We start from the raw sequence: 19,232 nt of genomic DNA, 5'->3' as shown, positions 1-19,232 counted from the left end.
AGGCTAGGCGGGGAATAGCGCACACGCAACGGAAACGATTTTCCCGACGCTTCGCATCCCGTGCGCATCAAGACAGCACAGAAATCCAAAAATTCTGGGTCGCGATTGCACCCGAAACGAACGAGACCGCGGAACCACCACGGTCTTGCCCCGTAACGACCTACGCTGCGCCGAACGCTCCACCGTCGCCCATCACGTGCAGCACGCCATCGGCAATCGCGAAATAGGCACCGCGCAGCTTGAGCGTCCCCGCCGCTTCGGCTTCCTGCACGAATGGGAAGGTCCGCAGGTTTGCGAGGCTGACTCGAACGGTTTCCAGCTCCATCGCGTGAATGGCCTCCGGGCCAGCCCCATGCTCGGCGACGATCCGGTCGCGCGCCTCGTCCAGCATGTCGACCCAGTGCGCGATGAAGCCGCCTTCACCGGGCTGCTTGCCCGCGAACGCGTCGGTCAGCGCGGCATGGACGCCACCGCACGAGCCGTGGCCCATCACGACGATTTCGGACACCTTGAGCTGCGTCACCGCGAATTCGAGCGCTGCCGAAACGCCGTGGCGCGAGCCATCGCGTTCGAACGGGGGGACGAGGTTGGCGACGTTGCGGACGACGAAGATTTCGCCCGGGGACGTGTCGAACACCTGCGCGGGATCGACTCGGCTGTCCGAACAGGCGATCACCATCACCTTCGGGCTTTGCCCGCGGGACAGTTCGGACCATCGGTCACGCTGGCGTGCCCAGTCGGTTTCGCGGAAGCGGTGATACCCGCCGATAAGATCAGAAAAATCGGTCATGGCGGCTGAATATCCGAAACATGCAAGGGGTGGCAAGCACGCGCAGCAATCGCTATCTGGCACCCATGAACGAGATCACCCCGCTTGCAGCGCAATCCGGCACCGATTCCCCCACGCGTCCGGCGCGGGAACGCAAACCGGACTGGATCCGCGTCAAGGCACCCGGCGGCGCCGCGTTTGCCGAGACGAAGGCGCTGATGCGCCGCCTCAACCTTGCCACCGTGTGCGAGGAAGCGGCGTGCCCGAACATCGGCGAATGCTGGACCAAGAAGCACGCAACGGTGATGATCCTTGGCGACACCTGCACCCGCGCCTGCGCGTTCTGCAACGTGAAGACGGGAATGCCGCGCGCGGTCGATGCGTTAGAGCCGCAGCATACCGCCGACGCCGCGGCCGAGCTGGGGCTTGAGCATATCGTGATCACCTCGGTCGATCGCGACGATCTGCCGGACGGTGGTGCCTCGCAATTCGTCAAGGTGATCGAGGCGCTGCGCCGCACGACGCCCAATACCACGATCGAGATCCTTACCCCCGACTTCCGCAACAAGACGCAGGCGGCGGTCGAGTCGATCGTTGCGGCGCGGCCCGACGTGTACAACCACAATCTCGAGACTGTCCCGCGGCTGTACCCGACGATCCGCCCCGGCGCGCGCTATTACGCGTCGCTGCGGCTGCTGGAGAGCGTGAAGCGGCACGACCCGTCGATCTTCACCAAGTCCGGCGTGATGCTGGGGCTGGGCGAGGAGCGGCTGGAGGTCCATCAGGTGATGGACGACATGCGCTCGGCCGACATCGATTTCCTGACGATGGGGCAGTATCTGCAGCCGACGCCGCGCCACACCAAGGTGATGGACTTCGTCAAGCCGCAGACCTTCGACGCCTTCGCCGCGATCGCGCGGGCGAAGGGCTTCCTGCTCGTCGCGAGTTCGCCGCTGACGCGGTCGAGCTACCACGCCGGGGATGACTTCGCCCGCCTGCGCGCGGCGCGGGAGTTGAAGCTGGCCCGCGCCTGACATGCCGCGCCATTCCGAAACACGGCATTTGCCGTACACGCCAGAGCAGATGTTCGACATGGTGGCGGACGTCGGGCGCTATGCAGAGTTCCTGCCTTGGGTTTCGCAGATCCGCGTGCGCTCGCGCAGCGAGACGCAGCTCGTCGCGGACATGATCGTCGGGTTCAAGGGCCTGCGCGAAACCTTCACGTCGAAGGTGGAGATGGAGCGGCCCGGCCACATCCACGTCGATTATCTCGACGGGCCGCTCAAATATCTGCGCAACGACTGGGTCTTCCGCGCGGAGCCACAAGGGTGCGCGGTCGACTTCACGGTCGATTTTGCGTTCAAGAACCGTGTGTTCGAGATGCTCGCGGGGCAGGTGTTCGGCACCGCGCTGCGCAAGATGATCGGCGCGTTCGAGGACCGGGCGAAGGTGCTTTATGGCGCCTCGTCGCCGTCCGGTTCGGTCGGCGGCAGCAGCAGTTCGAGCGCGCACAGCGCCGCCTGAAGCCTGACGCCACCGCGACCGAGATCGCCGAAATCCTTGCGATCGGCGACGACGTTGCCCGGATCCGCACCGCGCTCGGCGCGCGCGAACACGACGGTGCCGACCGGCTTCTTCTCCGAACCGCCGCCAGGGCCCGCCACTCCGGTGATCGCCACCGCGATGTCCGCGCCGCTGCGCTCGAGCGCGCCCTGCGCCATGCTCCACGCGGTCGCGACCGAGACCGCGCCGAAGGTTTCGATCACGTCCGCGCTGACGCGAAGCATCGTCGTCTTGGCGTCGTTCGAATAGGTCACGAAACCACATTCGAACATCTCGGACGATCCCGGAATTTCGGTGAGCGCCGCCGCGACCAGTCCGCCGGTGCAACTCTCCGCCAGCGCGACACGGCGACCGACGGCGAGATTGGCTTCGACCACCTTGCGGGCAGCTTCGACCAGTTCGGGGGGAAGGATGGTGTCCATCGTCATTTCGCCGTTTCGAAACAGACGGGCAGGTCGATCTTTTCGCCCCTGCGCGTCTTGGCCTGGATCGTGAGCATCAGGATTTGCGCCGCCACGTCGGCGGTGTTGCGCGGGGGCAGTGGCGCGAGCGCGCTGACGATCCGCTCGATCGAGGCGCAGTCGCGAACGTTGATCGTCTTGGTCACCTGCGCGACCAGCATGGTGGTGAGGATCGGGCGGACGAGTTCGGAATCGAGCATGCCGACATCCTCGACTCCGCCGATCTTGCCGATGACGCGCTTCGCCTGGGGCCACACCCGGTCCGCCTCGCTGCGATAGCGCGACAGCATCGCGCTGCTGGTCTGGCGGATCGCCGCGCTGGCGGGAAGGACCGAACCACATGCAACCCCCGCCGCGCCAATCGCTTCGGGCAGGATGACCTGTGCTAGATCGGACACCTCGGACGCGCTGAGGCACGGGCTGATCTGCGGCTGGGCGGCCATCCCCGCGGTGGCGGTGAGCGCCAGCCAGGTCGCCGCGAGCGCGCGCTTCATCATGACGCCTGATCCTCCGGGACGCGTACGGTTGCCGCCGCCTGCGCGGCAATGCCTTCGCCGCGTCCGGTGAAGCCAAGCCGTTCTGTCGTCGTCGCTTTGATACTGACCTGACCGGGCTTCAACCGCAACAGCTCTGCGATCCGGTCGCGCATGGCGGCGCGGTGCGGGCCGACCTTGGGTTCCTCGCAAATCAACGTCAGGTCGATGAAATCGATGATGCCGCCGCGCCCGGTGATGAGGCTGGCGGCATGTTGCAGGAACTGCGCCGAGTCGGCGCCGCGCCATTGCGGGTCGCTCGGCGGGAAATGCGTGCCGATGTCGCCCGCCGCGATCGTGCCGAGCAGCGCATCGGTGATCGCGTGGAGCGCGACGTCGGCGTCGCTATGCCCGGACAGGCCCTTGTCGTGCGGGATCAGCACGCCGCCGAGCCACAGCTCCTCGCCGACTTCGAGCCGGTGGACGTCAAAGCCGGTCGCCATCCGCGTCCGTAGCGTGGTTTCGAGCCGCGCCTCGGCGGCGGCGAAATCGGCGGGGTGGGTAATCTTCTCGAGCATGGGATCTCCTGGGACCAACGCGACGGCCCCGCCGGCGGCGCGGACCATCTGGGCATCATCGGTGGGTTCGTCACCCCGCCAGCCCCGGTGAGCGGCGAGGATCGCGGGGAAACGGAATGCCTGGGGGGTCTGGATGCGGTGCAGGCCATCGCGCGCGACGGTTCCGCCAAGGAGCGTCCCGCTGAGCGCGGTATCGCGCGCGAGCGTATCGGCGACGGGGAGGGCCGGGACCGCACCGTCGCGCGTATCGAGCGCGACCAGCAGCGCGTCGATCACGGTTGCGCTGAGGAAGGGCCGGGCGGCGTCATGAATCAGGACGCGGTCGACCTCGCCGCCGAGTGCTTCGAGACCGGCGAGGACCGACAGGCGACGGGTCGCGCCACCGATCACGGCGGGCACATCGCCCACTGCCGCCTGCAACGCCGCTTCCTGGCCGGCACCGATCACGACGACGATCCGTCCGATTGCGGGATGGCGCTGCAAGGCCTCGTAGCTGTGCGCAAGGATCGCGCGTCCGCCGAGCGGTGCATATTGTTTGGGGACCGCGCTCCCGGAGCGCGCGCCGGTCCCGGCGGCGACAATGATGGCGGCGGTTGTGGTCGATGACATGCCGCGCGCCTAGCCGATGCCGCGCCGTCCCGCCAGCCTTGCCGCTACCGGCTGTCCCGGCTATAGGCTGCCTGTTTTTCAGGCACGCACCCGTGCGCAACAGAACAGGCTCCCGTGACCCCGCGTACGCTTCCCCCCCTGCAGATCGGACCGGTGACGATCGCGTCCCCGGTCATCCTCGCGCCGATGACGGGAGTGACCGACATGCCGTTCCGCACGCTGGTGCGGCGCTATGGGTCGGGGCTCAACGTCACCGAAATGGTCGCGAGCCAGGCCGCGATCCGCGAGACGCGCCAGTCGATCCAGAAGGCGGCGTGGCATCCGATCGAGGATCCCGTCTCGATGCAGCTGGTCGGCTGTACGCCCTATGAGATGGGCGAAGCCGCGAAGCTGAGCGAGGATCGCGGCGCGGCGATCGTCGACATCAACATGGGTTGCCCGGTCCGCAAGGTGACCAACGGCGACGCCGGGTCGGCGCTGATGCGCGATCTCGACAATGCCGCCGCGATCATCAAGGGCGTGGTCGATGCGGTGACGGTGCCGGTCACGCTCAAGATGCGGATGGGCTGGGACCATTCCAGCCTGAACGCGCCCGATCTTGCCAAGATCGCCCAGGACCTGGGGTGCAAGATGGTGACGGTCCACGGCCGCACCCGCAACCAGATGTACAAGGGTAGCGCCGATTGGGCGTTCATCCGCTCGGTCAAAGACGCGGTCGCCATTCCCGTGATCGTCAATGGCGACATCTGCTCGATCGAGGACGCTGAGACGGCGCTCGACCAGTCGGGGGCGGATGGCGTGATGATCGGGCGGGGCGCATACGGACGCCCGTGGCTGCTGGGTCAGGTGGTGGAATGGTTCGCCCACGGACGACGTCGTGACGATCCCTCGATCGAGGAACAATACAACGTTATCGCAGAGCATTACGATGCAATGCTGACGCACTATGGCAGCGAGACCGGCGTCAATATGGCGCGCAAGCACATCGGCTGGTATACGCGCGGGCTTCACGGATCGGCGGAATTCCGCAACAAGGTCAACCAGATCCCCGACCCGAAGGTGGTGCAGGCAATGCTCGCCGAATTCTACGCGCCGTGGCGCAGCCGCGCGGCTGCGTGACCAAAACACGCGCGGCGGGCGACGGCGGCCCGGGGTTCGCGGACCTGTTCGCCGCGCTGCCGGTGGCTGTGCTGGTGGTAGACCCGGAGTCGCGGATCGCGCATGCCAACGCCGAGTGCGAGGCGCTGCTCAACCTGTCCGAGCGCGCGATGCTGGGCCAGCCCCTGGCGTCGGTTATGCAGGATCCGCACGCACTCAACCCGCGCGACAATCACGGACTGTCAGCCTACGACGCCGAGATCATGTTGACCCGCGGCGGCAGCGTGCGGGTCGATTATGTCGAGACGCTGGTTGTCGACCATCCCGGCTGGCGCACGATCACGCTGCACCACGCGGCAGCTTCGCGTCGGCTCGGGCACAGTGCGGATCGTGCGGCGGCGGCGCGCGCTGCGATCGGCGCGGCGGCAATGCTCGCACACGAAATCAAGAACCCGTTGTCAGGTATTCGCGGGGCCGCGCAATTGTTGTCCAAGGGCAAGGATGCGGCCGAATTGACCACGCTGATCACGACCGAAGTCGACCGCGTCGCGGCGCTGATCGACCGGATGCAGGATTTCACCGACACACGACCGCTCAATCTCGTTCCCGAGAACGTCTACCCGCTGCTCGACCATGCCCGCCGCGTCGCGCTGGCGGGGTTCGCACAGCATGTAAAGATCGAGGAACGCTTCGATCCCTCACTGCCCCCCGCATTGCTCGACCGGGACTCGATCCTGCAGGTCGTGCTCAACCTTTTGAAGAACGCCAGCGAAGCGATGCGTGGGCAGGTGGATGCGCGGATCACGCTTGCGACCGCATACCGCCACGGCATGGCGATTGCCCCAGCGGCGGGGCGCCCACGCCAACCTCTGCCGATCGAGATCAGCGTGATCGACAATGGTCCGGGCGCGCCGCCCGACATCGCCGACCATCTGTTCGACCCGTTCATCTCGGGGAAGCCCGAGGGGCAGGGGCTCGGTCTGGCGCTGGTCGACAAGCTCGTTCGCGACATGGGCGGGATCGTCCAATATGCGCGGGAAGGAACGCCCCCAATGACCGTGTTTCGCATCATGCTGCCGCGTGCGCTGTAATGACGGGGATGGGAAACCGAACCGGCCGGATTCTGGTCGTCGATGACGATGCGGCGATTCGCACGGTCGTCGGGCAAGCGCTCAAGCGCGACGGCCACCGCACGACGACGGTGGCGACGATCGCCGAAGCCGAAGTCCAGCTTGCCGCAGGGCTGCCAGACGTCCTCGTGACCGACGTCATCCTGCCAGACGGGAATGGGCTCGATCTGGTCGAGCGTGTCGTCGCCGCGCATCCGGGCCTGCCGGTGATCGTCCTGTCGGCGCAGAACACGCTGTCCACCGCGGTCCGCTCGAACGAAGTCGGCGCCTTCGACTATCTGCCCAAGCCGTTCGACCTCGATGCCCTGTCGCAAAGCGTCCAGAGCGCGCTGGCGCGTGGGTCGGGCGGGGTGCTCGAACCGAGCGACGCCGAGGACCATACGCTCCCGCTGATCGGGCGGTCCCCGGCGATGCAGGACGTCTATCGCATCATCGCGCGGGTGGTCTCGAACGATCTGACCGTCCTTGTCTCGGGCGAGTCGGGGACCGGGAAGGAACTGGTCGCGCGTGCAATCCATGATCTGGGGCCGCGCCGACGGTCGCCGTTTCTCGCGCTCAACATGGCGGCGATCCCGCGCGAACTGATCGAGGCGGAATTGTTCGGGCATGAGCGCGGCGCCTTCACCGGCGCGCAGGCGCGATCCGCCGGGCGGTTCGAACAGGCGGCGGGGGGCACGCTGTTCCTCGACGAAATCGGCGACATGCCGATGGAGGCGCAAACCCGGTTGCTACGCGTGTTGCAATCCGGCGAATTCACGACCGTAGGCGGCGCCCGGACGATCCGCGCCGATGTCCGGATCGTTGCCGCGACCAACCGCGAGCTCGCGCAGCTGGTCGCCACGGGACAGTTTCGCGAGGATTTGTTCTACCGGCTCAACGTCGTTCCGGTCACCTTGCCCGCGCTCCGTGCGCGCCGTCAGGATATTGCTCTGCTGGCACGCCATTTCCTCGATCGCGCAGTCGAAGATGGCTTGCCGCGCAAGCAGTTGACGACCGATGCTGTGGCGGTGCTGGAAGCGTATGACTGGCCCGGCAACGTCCGCGAGCTCGAGAATATGATGCGCCGCATGTCGGTGCTGGCGCGCGACGAACGCATCGACGGCATCGAAGTGCGCGGAATGCTGGGGCACGTCGCGCCGCCACGGCCGGTCGGCGACACCGGGATTGATGCGGCGATCCACGCCCGGATCGCGCGACTTGCGGTCGAGGAACCGGCGGCGCTCGACGACGGCACCTTGTACGACCGGATCATTGCGGAGGTCGAGCGCCCGCTGATCGCGGCGTTGCTTGCGCGGCATGGCAACAATCAGCTCCGCGCCGCCAAAGCGCTCGGAATCAACCGCAATACGCTCCGCAAGCGACTGGATGTCCTGGGAATTGAACCATGAGGTGCGGGCGGAGGAGCCGACAATCGGATGGACGGAAACAGATTGTGTGTTTTCTCCGCCACAATAGCGTTGTAGCAATGTCACGATGGAAGGCAGTACGCCCCCTTTGACGCGTTCGGGTCCCGACCAGCTCAGGCCGCTTGGACGCTCGCTGTTTCGCCTTCTTCCCGCGATCGAGTTTTTCGTCCTGAGCGCTGCGGTTGCGATCGCGATCGCGACCTACTTCATCATCACCGACGGCGCATCGTCGCATGCGCTGCTCAGCCCGCCATTGATTGCGTTTCTGCTGGTCGCGAACCTGATCCCGGCCGGCGCGCTGCTCGTCCTGCTTGGACGGCGGAGCGCGATGCGCCGCGCCGCACGGCTTCCGATCGGCGGGCGCGCGCGATTGCACGTCCAGCTCGTCGCGCTGTTCTCGGTGATTGCAGCGGTGCCGACGCTATTCGTGGTCGTGTTCGCATCGCTGCTGTTTCAATATGGCGTGCAGTTCTGGTATTCCGACCAGGCCCGCAGCATGATCGAGAACGCCACGGGAGTCGCCCGCACGTCGTACGACCAGATGCTGCGACGCTGGCAGGATCAGGCGGTGATCGCGGCTGCCGACATCTCGGACGATCTCCAGATCAAGCTACGATCGCCTGAGTTTCCCAAATACTTTTTCAACCAGATCTATCTGCGCGGGCTTTCCGACGGCTTTCTCTTCATCGCCGAACCGAAGGGCGAGTCGCGTGAAATCGTTCAGGTGAACCCGGACAACCTCGATTACCGCAAGGAGGTTTCGCAAGCGGAACTCAGCCGTTTGCGCACCGGGACACCGAGCATCACCACCGTGAAGGGCGACCGGATCGAGACGGTGACCCTTGTGCCGGGGACCACCAACGTTTTTCTGCTGACCGTCGCGATCTCCGACCTGCACGTGATGGAGGTACAATCCAAGCGCAGCATCGCGGTGTTGTCGAGCTACCGCGACCTCATTGCCAAATCGCGTTCGTTACAGCTCAAGTTCAACGCGGCGTTGCTGGCGATGTCGCTGTTCATCATCGCAATCGCGGTGTGGATCGCGCTTGCGGTGGCGGACCGCCTCGTCCGTCCGGTTGGCGAGCTGGTCGCTGCTGCGCACAAGGTCGCGACGGGCGACCTGACCGCGCGCGTTCCCGATACCAAGGTGCAGGACGAACTTGGCACGCTCGGGTCCGCGTTCAACCAGATGACCGAACGGTTGCAGGCGCAGACCGGCGCGCTGGAAAGCCGCCGTGCGCTGATCGAGGCGGTGATGTCGGGCGTAACGGCGGGGGTGATCTCGATTTCCCCCGACGGCGTCATTCGGCTCATCAACCGGTCTGCGATCTCCCTGCTCGACAGTACGGACGATACCCCGGTCGGCAAACCGCTGAGCCGCGTTTCGCCCGAGCTTGCCGCGCTGATCGAGCGCGACGAGCGCGATGCGATCGTCGAACTGGGGCAGGGCAATGACGCGCGGACGCTCGCGGTCAAGATCACCCGCGCCGCCGAGGGGCCGATCCTGACGTTCGATGATATCACCGGGCAGTTGCTCGACCAGCGCCGTGCGGCCTGGTCCGATGTCGCGCGCCGGATCGCGCATGAGATCAAGAACCCGCTCACCCCGATCCAGCTTGCCGCGGAACGGCTCCAACGGCGCTACGGCAAGCAAATCGATCCCGAGGACACGACTTTCGCGCGGCTGACCGACACGATCGTGCGTCAGGTCGGCGATTTGCGGCGGATGGTCGACGAATTCTCGTCGTTCGCGCGGATGCCCAAGCCGGTCTTCCGCGAGGAATCGCTGGTCGAGCTCGCGCGGCAGACGCTGTTCCTGCACGAAGTCGCGCATCCGGGGATCAGCTTCAGCCTCGACGCGCCCGAACCGACCCCTTCGCTCGTATGCGACCGGCGCCAGATCAGTCAGGCGCTGACCAACATCGTCAAGAATGCGGTGGAAGCGGTCGAGGCCAATCCCGGCGCGCACGAAACGCGGATCGCGATGACGATCGAACCCGGCGACGGGAAGATCGTGCTGTCGGTCGCGGACACCGGGGTCGGCCTGCCGGCTGCGCGCGACCGTATCGTGGAGCCCTATGTCACCACGCGGGCGCGCGGGACCGGGCTGGGGCTCGCGATCGTCAAGAAGATCGTCGAAGAACATTGCGGCACGATCAGCTTTGCCGACCGACCGGGCGGCGGGACGATCGTATCGCTGTGCTTCGATACCGAACAGCTCGCCAAGCTCGATGGCGGGGAAGATCCCGCCGCGGGCGCGTCCCCAAACGCGCCAGTCCTCGTACAGAACCGGACCTGAACCATGCCCCTCGATATCCTAGTCGTCGACGACGAACGCGACATTCGTGATCTGGTAGCCGGTGTCCTCGAGGACGAAGGCTATGACGCGCGCGTTGCGGGCGACAGTGACGCCGCGCTCGAAGCGATCTCTGTGCGGCGACCGTCGCTGGTGCTGCTCGATGTGTGGCTGCACGGGTCGCGGCTCGACGGGCTGGAATTGCTCGACGAAATCAAGCGCCGCGATCCCTCGATCCCGGTGCTGATGATTTCGGGGCACGGCAATCTGGATACCGCAGTCGCCGCGATCCGGCGCGGTGCGGCGGATTTCATCGAGAAGCCGTTCGAAGCGGAACGCTTGCTGCTGATGGTCGCGCGCGCGACCGAGACCGAGCGGCTGCGCGCAGAAGTCGCGAGCCTGCGCGCGAGCGTCGGGCGGGACAATGACCTGACCGGGAGCTCGACGGCGATCAACGGCGTGCGCGCGACCCTGAAACGTGTTGCGTCTACGGGTAGCCGCGTCCTCATCATGGGCGGCGCGGGGGTCGGCAAGGAAGTCGCGGCGCGGTTGCTCCACGGCTGGAGCCAGCGCGCCACCGCGCCGTTCGTCGTCGTGAGCGCGGCGCGGATGACGCCCGAACGCGTCGAGGAAGAGTTGTTCGGCGTTGAGGAGAGCGGACAGCTGGTGCGGTCCGGGCTGCTCGAACAGGCGCATGGCGGCACGTTGTTCCTCGACGAGATTGCCGACATGCCGCTGACGACGCAGGGCCGGATCCTGCGCGTCCTGACCGAGCAGGCGTTCAACCGCGTCGGCGGGCAGCGCGTCGTCAAGGTCGACGTCCGGGTCGTGTCCGCGACTGCGCGCGATCTGCCGCACGAAATCGAGCAAGGGCGTTTCCGCGAGGACCTCTATTATCGGCTCAACGTCGTTCCCGTCGCGATTCCCGGGCTGTCGGAGCGGCGCGAGGACATTCCGGTGCTAATTGACCATTTCATGGCGCATTATGCGTCGGAGCGGCGCGTGGCGACTCCGCAGGTCGCGCCCGATGCGATGGTCGCGCTGCAATCCTACGAATGGCCGGGCAACGTCCGGCAGTTGCGCAACATCGTCGAGCGCACGATCATCATGGCGCCGGGCGACCGGCTCGCGCGGATCGACGTCGACATGCTGCCGCCGGACATTCTCGGCGACCCGGGCGAGATGGGCAGCGGCGCGACCGCGATTATGGGGGCGCCCTTGCGCGAGGCGCGCGAAAGTTTCGAACGCGAGTATCTGCGGGTTCAGATCCGGCGTTTCTCGGGCAACATCTCCCGCACCGCCAATTTTATCGGAATGGAGCGATCGGCGCTGCACCGGAAGCTCAAGCTGTTGGGAATTACGGAAGTTCGCGAAGAGTAACCCGGCGCGCGGGCGCGACATCCGCTCGTCCAACCGATAAAGTCGCTTCGCTCCAGTGGACGAAGCGACACCGCGTCCCTAGATTAGCGCAGTACGACTACCCGACGCCGGGCACCGGCGCGCCGCGGGAAAACCCGCCAATAACAAAGGATCGACCGATGGCCGACAAACACACTTCGCTGCAAGACCTGTTCCTCAACGCGCTCCGCCGCACCAAGACACCGATCACGATGTTCCTGGTCAAGGGCGTCAAGCTGCAAGGCATCGTTACCTGGTTCGACAATTTCTCGGTGTTGCTACGCCGGGACGGGCAATCGCAGCTGATATACAAGCATGCGATCTCCACGATCATGCCCGCGAACACCATCGACGTCGACGCCATCGTCAACGCGATCGGCGAAGCGCAGCGCAAGCAACCGTTGTTGCAGGAGATTTTCCTGAACGCCGTGCGCAAGTCCGAGGACAATGTCACGATGTTCCTGGTGAACGGCGTGATGCTGCAAGGGCAGATCGCGGCGTTCGACCTGTTCTGCATGATGCTCCAGCGCGATGGGATGGCACAGCTTGTCTACAAGCATGCCGTATCCACGATCCAGCCTGCGCACCCCTTGAACCTTGCTGATGAAACAGCGGGTTCCGACGAAGATTGAGGACCGTTTTTGACTACAGGATTTGAACGCGACCGGGACGACGTCGCGCGTGGTGCCAAGGCCGTCGTCGTGTATCCCGATACCGGAGTATCCTCCCGCGACGCCGAAGCTCGGCTCGCGGAGACGGCGGGACTGGCGATGGCGATCCACGTCGAGGTCGTCGACCGGGTCGCGGTCAAGGTCCGCGCGCTGCAGCCCTCCACGCTGATCGGCAAGGGGCAACTCGAAGCGCTGGCCGCGACCGTTCAGATGGCGGAAGCGGAGCTCGTCGTGTTCGACGCGAGCCTGACCCCCGTACAACAACGCAATCTCGAAAAAGCGTTGTCGGCCAAGGTGATCGACCGGACCGGTTTGATCCTCGAAATTTTCGGCGAGCGCGCGGCGACCGCCGAGGGCCGGTTGCAGGTCGAACTCGCGCATCTCGATTATCAGGCGGGGCGGCTCGTACGGAGCTGGACTCACTTGGAACGCCAGCGCGGCGGCTTCGGCTTCCTTGGTGGTCCGGGTGAGACGCAGATTGAGGCGGATCGCCGCTTGATTCGCGATCGCATGGCGCGGCTCAAGAAGGAACTCGAGCAAGTCTCGCGGACGCGTGGGCTTCACCGCGATCGGCGGCAGCGGGCGCCGTGGCCGGTGATTGCGCTGGTCGGCTATACCAACGCCGGCAAGTCGACGCTGTTCAACCGGATGACGGGCGCGGATGTCATGGCCGAGGATCTGTTGTTCGCAACACTCGACCCGACGCTGCGTCAGATCGCGCTGCCCGGGATCGACAAGGCGATCCTGTCGGACACGGTCGGGTTCGTTTCGGAATTGCCGACCCAACTCGTCGCGGCGTTCAAGGCGACGCTCGAGGAAGTGGTTTCGGCCGACCTGCTCATTCACGTCCGCGATATCGCGCACCCGGACAGCATTGCGCAGAAGGACGACGTCGAGGCGGTGTTGCGCGACATCGGTGTCGAGGCGTCGGTCCCGCGGATCGAGGCATGGAACAAGCTTGACCTGCTCGACGAGGACGAACGGACCGAGATGCTCGGCGAAGCTGCGCGGCGCACCGACGTCGTCGCCTTGTCCGCGCTGACTGGGGACGGGGTCGCAGGTCTGCTCGATACCGTCGCGGCACTGCTGACCGTCAGCCACCGCCGTTATGTCATCACGTTGGACGCTGCGGACGGCGCGGCGGCGGCCTGGCTCCATGCGCATGGGGAGGTGTTCGAACAGACGATCGACGGCGATACCGCGATCTATGAAGTGCGGATGGCCGAGCGGGATTACGAACGGTTCTGCCAGCGCGGCGAATGATGAACCTTTCCGCCCGCGCCGATGAACGAGTAGCTTAACGCTGCTCGTTCGAAACCTTCGCACGCTGCCACAGGACTTCCATCGCCGCCAAGTCGAGACTTTCGAAGGCCGGACCAGCATCGGCCTCCATCGCTTTGAAACGGCGTTCGAATTTATCGTTCGCGCGACGCAGCGCCGCTTCCGGCTCGATCCCGAGCTTGCGCGCCCAATTGACCACCGAGAACAAAAGGTCGCCGATTTCCTCCTCTTGGTGATCGACGCTCGTGGCCGTCTCCACTTCGTCGATTTCTTCGAAAACCTTGGCGCGCGCGCCCTCCGGATCGGGCCAGTCGAAGCCGGTCCGGGCAGCGCGTTTCTGTAATTTTCCGGCCCGCAGCAACGCGGGCAAACCGACCGCAACGCCGTCCAGCGCGCCGCCCGCGCCCTTGTCCGCGCGTTCGTTCGCCTTGATCTGCTCCCATGGAGGGTGGCCGCCCTCGGCTCCGTCGCCGAAGATATGCGGGTGGCGGCGTTCCATCTTGTCGCTGATCGCGGCGACGACATCGGGCAGAGCGAAATGGCCCGCCTCTTCGGCGATCCGCGCGTGGAACACGACCTGGAGCAACAGGTCGCCGAGCTCGTCCTTCAGGTCAGGCATGTCGTTCCGCGCGATCGCGTCGGCGACTTCATACGCTTCTTCGATCGTGTAGGGCGCGATCGTCGCGAAGTCCTGCGCGACGTCCCAACTGCAGCCCGTCTCGGGATCGCGCAGCCGCACCATGATCTCCACGAGCCGTTCGATCATCATGCCCATCCTTCTCGGTCGCGGTCAGCCGCGACGGTTCGTGAAGGTGCGTGCGTATGACGGCGGGCGGCGCGTTTCAATCGCCTACCCGCACATGGCCCCCTGGCCGACGGCGGCGGAAGCGCCGTCGGCCGGGGGAGGGCGCGGTTACCAGCGGAACGCAATCGTTCCCTGCACCGTGCGGCGGTTGCCGTACCAGCACCAGGCATAATCGAGATAGCAGGTCGTGACGTATTTCTTGTCGAACAGGTTCTGCGCATTGACCGCGAGCGAAAGCCCCTCCAGGCGCGGCGCGAGCTTGCCGAGATCGTAGCGGATCAGCGCGTCGACCAGGGTGAACCCTGGGGTGCTCTGCCGCGGACCAGCGACGCCGTCCGCCGAAAAGAGCGTGCCGGCGTAGATGCTGTCGACATGACGGACCGCGCCGCCGATCGCGAACCCTTGCAACGCACCCTCTGTCGGTGCCCATTCGAGATTGGCGGAAACGCCGCCCCGCCCGACCCCAAGAATGCCGTTCCCGATGTTGGCCGGGTTGGCGTCGGCAATCGTCCGGACTTTCTGGCGGCTATAGGCGAGCCTCGCGTTGAAGCCGAACGGCAGCGGTGCGATCGCCTCGACCTCGACACCGCTCGAACGGACTTTGCCGCTTTGGGTCGAGACGTTGGAAAGCGGCGCGGTCGTGATGAGATTGGTCTGGTCGATCTGGAACCACGCACCGGTCAGCAGGATCTGGGTGCCGGGCACGGTATATTTCGCGCCTGCCTCGATCTGCTTGCCCTCACTCGGCTTGGCAACGACAAGCGGACCGCCAACGGTCGTGCGGATCGTGCCGTTGGGTTCGAACGACGTCGAATAGCTGACGTACGGCGCGAGCCCGAACGGCAGCGTGTACAGCGCACCGGCGCGATACGTGAACTTCTGCGAATCCTCCGACGCAGTGCCGGGTGCGGCGCGCACCGCCGCCCAATCCTGGCGGCCGCTCAAAAGGACGCGCAACGCTCCGTACGAGATCTGATCCTGTGCATAGACGCCAGCCTGGTTCGACCGCGGCTTGTTGTCAGCGACACCGAAATTGTTCGGCACTTGCTCGGGCGTCTGCGGTACGACCATCGTGCCATAGACGGGCGCATAGCCGTTGAGCGGGGTCGCCGAACCGAAGGCGTTGACCGACCGTGCGTTGCCGGTCTGGTAATCCACCCCGAACAACACCTCATGCGAGAGATCGCCCGTCGCGAAACGCCCGCGCAGCTGATTGTCGAACACCCAGGAACCGGCACGCTCGCGGGTGGAATAGGAATAGCGATCATAGATTTGCAAACTGGCGTTGTTCGCCGCGGCGAGCGTTCCGCCGGCGTAGACGATCCCCAGCTTCGACGTGGCATGCTGGTAGCGGCCTGACGCTTTGAGGCTCCAGTCCGGATTGAGATCGTGCGTCAGGATATAGGTCCCTGCGATCTGTTCGCGCTCGAAGAAGTTGCCGGGTTCGCCGAAATCGCGGCTGGTCGGGATCTGGCCATTGGGATTGGACAGATAGGTGCCCGAGGCCGGGAAGACGCCGTACGACCCGTTTTGCGGATCCCGCGAATAGGCGCCGAGCAGCGTCAGCTTGGTCGCATGGTCGAGATTGATCGTCACTGCGCCGGACACGGTCTGACGTTCGCGCGCGCTAAAGGTCTGCTGGGTGTGTGCGCCGTTGACGCTGCCGTTGAGGCGCCACAGCACCGATTCGCCGAGCTTTCCCCCGATGTCGCCATCGACGCGGTAGAGATCATAGGTGCCGTAGGTGCCCGAGACTGCGCCATAAAGCGCCTTGTCGACCGGCAACTTGCTCGACAGCGCAACGAGCCCGCCGGGGCCGGACTGGCCGTACAATACGGAGGCGGGGCCCTTGACCACTTCGATCCGGTCGAGCCGCGACACATCGATCTGGGGGCTCAAGTAGCTGGCCCCGCCGATCAGCTTCAATCCATCGAGGAACTGCGGTGCATCAAAGCCACGCAGCTTGAACTGGTCGTAGACTTCCGCGCTCGAGCCGCGCTGTTCGGTAGTGACCCCGGCAACGAACCGCAGCGACTGGTTGAGGTTGGAAAGCCCGAGATTGGCGATATCCGATGCGCTGATCACGCTGATCGACTGAGGGGTTTCCGCGATCGGAGCCGATCCCTTGGTTCCCGCAGCCGCCTCGTTGCGCGGACGTTCGCCCGTCACGACGATCGACGGGGCGTCCTGGTCCTCGTCGGTTTCGGCAAACGCGGGCATTGCATACGCAACCGACGTCAACATCAGGGCGGAAACGAGCGAACGGTTCATCGTGGGTCCTCAACTGCTACGCCGCGGCCTATGACTTAGATGCGAACGATTATCAATCGCATTAGCACTTCTGGTGATCTTTCCTGTTGAATGCGTTGCAGATCAGGCACGGCCACCCATGTGGGAGGCATGGAAGACGATGACCTTGTTCGCCTTGGACTTGTCGATGACGACGAGATCATTCTGGATGAAGCGGCGCTGGCACTCGCGCTGCTCGACCACCCCGAAACCGACGATGCGCCGTATCTCGACTTGTTCCAGGCGATTACCGAGGCGCTGGAAGAAGCCGCAGCCACCGCTTCCGCCGCAGAGCCCGATTCAGAGGAGCAGGCCGAGCTGCTCGCACAGGTGATCGGCGGGGCGTTCGGTTTTCTCGGCGACCGCGACACGTATGACGATTCCGCCAACGCCGATTTGATCAGGGTGCTCGACCGCAGGCGGGGCCTGCCGGTCAGCCTGTCGATCCTTTACGTTTCTGCGGCCCGTCGGATGGGGTGGATGGCGAATGCGCTCGACGTTCCCGGGCACGTGCTGGTGCTGATCGGCGACGAAGCGGCACCGATCATGATCGATCCGTTTCGCGGGGGCGAACGGGTCAGCCAAGAGCAACTCGTCACGCTTCTCAAGGCCATGCACCCGGGCGAGGGGCCTGCCGTCCGGCATGTCGCCGCAATGCCCAACCGGGCGGTTCTGGTGCGGCTGTTGCTCAATCAGGCAAAGCGCGCGGAGGCGGCGGGGCAGGGGCGGCGCGCGCTGACGCTGTTCGAACGCATGACCGTCATGGCGCCGGCCTACCCGCATGCGTGGTGGGAGCTAGCGCGGCTGCAACTGGTGGACGGCGACATCCCGGCCGCCCGCAAGAGCTTGAGCGCGATGCTGGAGATAACCCGCGAACCCGATTTGCGCGCGCGGATCAGCGAAACGCTCGGGTCCTTGCCCGCAGCGTAAGGCGCGCGCCGGATCATCCTGGATGATCCGGCGCGCGCGCTTATCGGATTATGCGATCAGGCCGCGTAGCTGACCTTGGTCACGCGGCGGCGCATCGTCGCACCCACCAGGCCGAAGCCCATCAGCATCATCCCCCACGTCGTGGGCTCGGGCACGGACGAGGCGAACTGGCTGTAGATCTGCGCGGTCGAGGTCGTCTTGTAGGTCAGCGCGTCGGTGCTGAGGTTCCACCCCATCGCGTCGTATGCGGCGAGATCGAGCCCGGTGACATAGCCGGTCTGCTCATAGCAGAACGTCGGATCCATGATCCCGTTGCCGATCGCGCAACCGGGTGCATCCTTCCAGTGCGACGCCTGCTGGCCGTCACCGTTGTAACGGCCGGTCGAGAAGCGGTTGCCGAACAGCGCGGTCTTCCCGCCGTCGATCGAGAAATACTTGTCCCCGCCGACCGAGAGATCCAGCACCGGCGCCGTGCCGAGCACGACATTCGTCGGATCCTTGCTGTAGCGGAACATGTCGAGCGCGCTGTAGATCGACGTGTCGTTCAGGCTATAGCCCAAGGTGCCCGATCCGGGACCCTTGCCAATGCCATAGACGTCCAGCAGGTCGACGCCCGACACGAACCCCAGCGCATGGCCGATCTCATGGATTGCGACACCGATGAAGTCGAACGTATCGTCGCTGATCCCGTCGGTCGGATCGAAGTCGAACGCGAAGTTGCTGCTGAACGTCACGTTGCCGTCACGGACGCCGGGCTGCTGGCCGGTCGATCCGCCGATTGCCTTGACCAGCGAAGAGTTGAGATACAGCGTCTGGCTGCTGGTGGTGGCGCCGGGATTGAACGCGAGCTTGCTGAGGTCGTCGTTGATTTCGGCAGGTGCGGTCGCGGTGGCCGCGGTCGTGGTCGTGCCGTTCGTGATGAAGCTTGCGCCACCGTCGGTCAGACGCGGCAGGACGATCCCCTGATCGATGGTCGATCCGCTCTTGGTCAGATTGAGCTGTCGCTCCCAGCTCGCGGTCGCGAAATCGACGCGATTGCTGCCCGTCGAACCGATGATGCCGGGATCGAGCGGCGAAAATTTCACGCCCAGGTCGATCACCGCGCTGTTGGTGAACATCGAGCTCCAATAGGCGGCAGCGATCTTGAAACCACGTTCGGCTTGCGAACCCTTAACGCCACCGAGGTCGATCAGATTGATCGTCGTGGCCATCACCGGCGCTGCCGTCAGCGCGATGATCGCCGCACCGCAGGCCATGAAACTCTTGATACGCATAGGTCCCCCTCGATTACCCGGTCACGCGACTTTTCGACTCAAGTCCTGGTTAACGCCCCGTTAACTAAAGGAATGTTGGTCGATCGCCGGACTGTCAACCCGACCAAACCGTTAAAGCGCGATGCTGTTGTACGCGGGCAACACATTGGGCATACGGGATTCGAACCGGGCACACCTGCTCGAAAAATGGGTTTGCCGATC

Annotated in this window: 16 protein-coding genes and 2 pseudogenes; 10 read left to right on the top strand and 8 right to left on the bottom strand. The window is 65.2% G+C overall.

All coding sequences use genetic code 11. The annotated features are described in order from the left end of the window. Positions 1 to 160: 160 nt before the first annotated feature. Positions 161 to 790: a carbonic anhydrase gene (locus ABIC16_RS10835; RefSeq protein ID WP_354291094.1), complete on the bottom strand. Its 630-nt coding sequence runs from the start codon at positions 788 to 790 to the stop codon at positions 161 to 163. A 65-nt stretch (positions 791 to 855) separates the two neighbouring features. Between ABIC16_RS10835 and lipA the strand changes: the two genes are divergently transcribed. Both lipA and ABIC16_RS10825 read left to right on the top strand, forming a co-directional pair. Further along, on the top strand, positions 856 to 1,803 hold the full coding sequence (lipA, locus tag ABIC16_RS10830; RefSeq protein ID WP_277970838.1) for a lipoyl synthase: 948 nt from the start codon (positions 856 to 858) through the stop codon (positions 1,801 to 1,803). Between the two features lies 1 nt (position 1,804). Continuing rightward, entirely contained in the window at positions 1,805 to 2,293 is a 489-nt protein-coding gene (locus ABIC16_RS10825; RefSeq protein ID WP_354291093.1) for a type II toxin-antitoxin system RatA family toxin, read from the top strand. Here the strand turns inward: ABIC16_RS10825 and ABIC16_RS10820 are convergent. The 3 genes from ABIC16_RS10820 to ABIC16_RS10810 are packed head-to-tail and all read right to left on the bottom strand — an operon-like array spanning position 2,224 to position 4,453. Continuing rightward, a complete protein-coding gene (locus ABIC16_RS10820; protein ID WP_502958304.1) occupies positions 2,224 to 2,754 on the bottom strand; it encodes a CinA family protein in 531 nt (176 codons plus the stop codon). The genes ABIC16_RS10825 and ABIC16_RS10820 overlap by 70 nt on opposite strands. A gap of 2 nt (positions 2,755 to 2,756) precedes the next feature. Beyond that, positions 2,757 to 3,290, bottom strand: a complete 534-nt coding sequence (locus tag ABIC16_RS10815) for a hypothetical protein (protein ID WP_354291091.1) — start codon at positions 3,288 to 3,290, stop codon at positions 2,757 to 2,759. Beyond that, positions 3,287 to 4,453: a bifunctional 2-C-methyl-D-erythritol 4-phosphate cytidylyltransferase/2-C-methyl-D-erythritol 2,4-cyclodiphosphate synthase gene (locus tag ABIC16_RS10810; RefSeq protein ID WP_354291090.1), complete on the bottom strand. Its 1,167-nt coding sequence runs from the start codon at positions 4,451 to 4,453 to the stop codon at positions 3,287 to 3,289. Before ABIC16_RS10810 ends, ABIC16_RS10815 begins: the two co-directional genes overlap by 4 nt. 114 nt (positions 4,454 to 4,567) lie before the next feature. Here ABIC16_RS10810 and dusB point away from each other — a divergent pair, with 114 nt between their 5' ends. From dusB to hflX, 7 genes are all read left to right on the top strand, one after another. Beyond that, entirely contained in the window at positions 4,568 to 5,572 is a 1,005-nt protein-coding gene (gene dusB, locus ABIC16_RS10805; RefSeq protein WP_277970818.1) for a tRNA dihydrouridine synthase DusB, read from the top strand. Next, positions 5,548 to 6,642 (top strand): two-component system sensor histidine kinase NtrB, encoded by a 1,095-nt coding sequence (locus ABIC16_RS10800; protein ID WP_354291089.1) that lies wholly within the window; start codon positions 5,548 to 5,550, stop codon positions 6,640 to 6,642. Before dusB ends, ABIC16_RS10800 begins: the two co-directional genes overlap by 25 nt. Beyond that, positions 6,642 to 8,069: a nitrogen regulation protein NR(I) gene (gene ntrC / locus ABIC16_RS10795; protein WP_354291088.1), complete on the top strand. Its 1,428-nt coding sequence runs from the start codon at positions 6,642 to 6,644 to the stop codon at positions 8,067 to 8,069. The genes ABIC16_RS10800 and ntrC overlap by 1 nt, the downstream gene beginning before the upstream one ends. An 85-nt stretch (positions 8,070 to 8,154) precedes the next feature. Beyond that, positions 8,155 to 10,386, top strand: a complete 2,232-nt coding sequence (locus tag ABIC16_RS10790; RefSeq protein ID WP_502958303.1) for a sensor histidine kinase — start codon at positions 8,155 to 8,157, stop codon at positions 10,384 to 10,386. 3 nt (positions 10,387 to 10,389) lie between these two features. Beyond that, positions 10,390 to 11,763 (top strand): nitrogen assimilation response regulator NtrX, encoded by a 1,374-nt coding sequence (ntrX, locus tag ABIC16_RS10785; RefSeq protein WP_354291086.1) that lies wholly within the window; start codon positions 10,390 to 10,392, stop codon positions 11,761 to 11,763. Positions 11,764 to 11,921: 158 nt separating this feature from the next. Continuing rightward, positions 11,922 to 12,413 (top strand): RNA chaperone Hfq, encoded by a 492-nt coding sequence (hfq, locus tag ABIC16_RS10780; RefSeq protein ID WP_431358425.1) that lies wholly within the window; start codon positions 11,922 to 11,924, stop codon positions 12,411 to 12,413. Positions 12,414 to 12,422: 9 nt separating this feature from the next. Continuing rightward, the gene (gene hflX, locus ABIC16_RS10775) at positions 12,423 to 13,715 is read left to right on the top strand and encodes a GTPase HflX (RefSeq protein WP_354291085.1); all 1,293 of its coding nucleotides are present in this window, start codon (positions 12,423 to 12,425) and stop codon (positions 13,713 to 13,715) included. Positions 13,716 to 13,749: 34 nt separating this feature from the next. Here hflX and mazG read toward each other — a convergent pair whose 3' ends face one another. Further along, a complete protein-coding gene (gene mazG / locus ABIC16_RS10770; RefSeq protein ID WP_354292303.1) occupies positions 13,750 to 14,499 on the bottom strand; it encodes a nucleoside triphosphate pyrophosphohydrolase in 750 nt (249 codons plus the stop codon). Between the two features lie 147 nt (positions 14,500 to 14,646). Further along, positions 14,647 to 16,809 (bottom strand): TonB-dependent siderophore receptor, encoded by a 2,163-nt coding sequence (locus tag ABIC16_RS10765; RefSeq protein ID WP_354291084.1) that lies wholly within the window; start codon positions 16,807 to 16,809, stop codon positions 14,647 to 14,649. Between the two features lie 129 nt (positions 16,810 to 16,938). Here ABIC16_RS10765 and ABIC16_RS10760 point away from each other — a divergent pair, with 129 nt between their 5' ends. Further along, on the top strand, positions 16,939 to 17,757 hold the full coding sequence (locus ABIC16_RS10760) for a transglutaminase family protein (RefSeq protein ID WP_354291083.1): 819 nt from the start codon (positions 16,939 to 16,941) through the stop codon (positions 17,755 to 17,757). A gap of 56 nt (positions 17,758 to 17,813) precedes the next feature. Here ABIC16_RS10760 and ABIC16_RS21180 read toward each other — a convergent pair. Then, positions 17,814 to 17,915, bottom strand: a pseudogene (locus ABIC16_RS21180) (PEPxxWA-CTERM sorting domain-containing protein); the annotation flags it as partial. A gap of 78 nt (positions 17,916 to 17,993) precedes the next feature. Next, positions 17,994 to 18,968: pseudogene (locus ABIC16_RS10755) on the bottom strand (NF038122 family metalloprotease); the annotation flags it as partial. Between the last annotated feature and the right edge of the window lie 264 nt (positions 18,969 to 19,232).

The sequence above is a fragment of the Sphingomonas sp. PvP055 genome, from assembly GCF_040546365.1.
GTDB classification, from domain to species: Bacteria; Pseudomonadota; Alphaproteobacteria; order Sphingomonadales; family Sphingomonadaceae; genus Sphingomonas; species Sphingomonas echinoides_A.
The sequence above is the reverse complement of the archived record's forward strand: the minus strand, read 5'-3'. Positions and strand labels throughout refer to the sequence as shown.